Annotated in this window: 1 protein-coding gene and 1 pseudogene; both read right to left on the bottom strand. The window is 70.7% G+C overall.

Annotation, left to right across the window (positions count from 1 at the left end; translation table 11 throughout):
• Nucleotides 1-23: 23 nt before the first annotated feature.
• Complete coding sequence (locus tag G6023_RS12970; protein WP_472986441.1) at nt 24-1001, bottom strand: formate/nitrite transporter family protein; 978 nt, start codon at nt 999-1001, stop codon at nt 24-26.
• Between the two features lie 219 nt (nt 1002-1220).
• Nucleotides 1221-1625, bottom strand: a pseudogene (locus tag G6023_RS15775) (hypothetical protein); the annotation flags it as partial.

Here is a 1625-nt window from a genome sequence, read left to right as displayed (position 1 = left end):
GCTGGCGGGCGGGCTCGCGGGGGTCAGACTGCGGCCGGCTCTGTGGTCGGGCGCTCGGTGGAGGTCGGCTCGGTGGTGGCTCGCTCGGTGGTCGCGCGCTCGGTGGTCGCGCGCTCGGTGGCGGCTCGCTCGGTGGTGGCGGGCTCGCTGTCGGTATCCGGAGCACCGACCGCGTCCGTGTCCGTGTCGGGGGACGACGTCCGCCGGGCCTTGGTGCGCGCGTGGGTGACGTAGAGGGTCAGGCCCACGAACAGCAGCCCGCCCACGAGGTTGCCGGCGACGGTCGGGATCTCGTTCCACACGAGGTAGTCGCCGAGGGAGAAGTCGCCGCCCAGCATCAGGCCGGTCGGGAACAGGAACATGTTGACCACGGAGTGCTCGAAGCCCATGTAGAAGAACAGCATCACGGGCATCCACATGGTCAGTGCCTTGCCGCTGACGCTGGTGGACATCATGGCGGCGACCACGCCGGTGGAGACCATCCAGTTGCACAGCACGCCGCGGAAAAACAGTGTCAGCATCCCGGCCGCACCGTGCTCGGCGTAGCCCAGCGTCCGGGATTCACCGATCTCGCCGAGCCGCTGGCCCACCTCGTCCGGGGCGACGTTGAACCCGTAGGTGGTGATGAACGCGACGAGGAACGCCACGGTCAGCGCGCCGGCGAAGTTGCCGACGAAGACCAGTCCCCAGTTGCGCAGCATGCCCCCGACCGTGACGCCGCGGCGCTTGTCGAGCAGGGCCAGGGGCACGAGGGTGAACACGCCTGTGAGCAGGTCGAAGCCCAGCAGGTACAGGAGGATGAAGCCGACCGGGAACAGCACTGCTCCGAGGAGTGCACTGCCGGTCTGGACGGTGACGGTGACGGCGAATGCCGCCGCGAGCGCGAGGATCGCGCCGGCCATGAATCCGCGGATGAGTGTGTCGCGGGTGGACATGTGGACCTTCTTCGCCCCGGCGTCGATCATCGCGCGGGTGAAGTCCTGGGGTTGGACGTAGGACACGGGTGCCTCCAGCTGTGCGGCGGTGGTGGTCGTACCGCGCCAAGTCTGGGAGGCCCGTGTGTCTGGTTGGTGACCCCACTGTGCGGGCTGGTTACCCTTTGCTCACCGCGCGGGGGATCGCCCGTGAGGCCCGCGCTGCTCGGGCGGGCACGCGGGCCGGCAGCATCGGTGTTCCCAGGTCAGCGCTCTGGTCGCATACTCGACTGCCGCTCGCGTTGCTTAGTGCCGGTCCGCACCCCCGCCGGTGTAGTCGCGGCCGATCACGCGCCCCCGGAACGGTTCGGGCTGGTCCGACCGCACGGCCGAGGTTGCGTCTTCCACGGGTGCGCGGCCCAGCACCGCGGGCGCGACCTTGACCGGATCGCCGATGATCGCCGTGGTGTTGGTGGCGTTGGTCAGGTAGCTCGCGGGGGTGTGGCCGCGGCGGTCGTTGTTCTGCCCGGCCCCTGCCGCGCCCATCACTCCACCCATCGGCATTGCCCCAGCTCGCCCGGCGTGTGCCGCACTTGGTGACGACGACGAGAACGCCCCGGCACCCGGTCCCGCGGCACCCGCGCCTGCCGAACCGGCCCCGGGAGCTCCTGCGGCCGGGCCGCCGGCACCGAACCCGGCCAGAGTGCCGGC

This window comes from Dietzia sp. DQ11-71 (genome assembly GCF_014144995.1).
Lineage (GTDB): Bacteria > Actinomycetota > Actinomycetes > Mycobacteriales > Mycobacteriaceae > Dietzia > Dietzia kunjamensis.
Note: the sequence above shows the minus strand (reverse complement) of the source record. Positions and strands in the feature narration are given on the sequence as shown.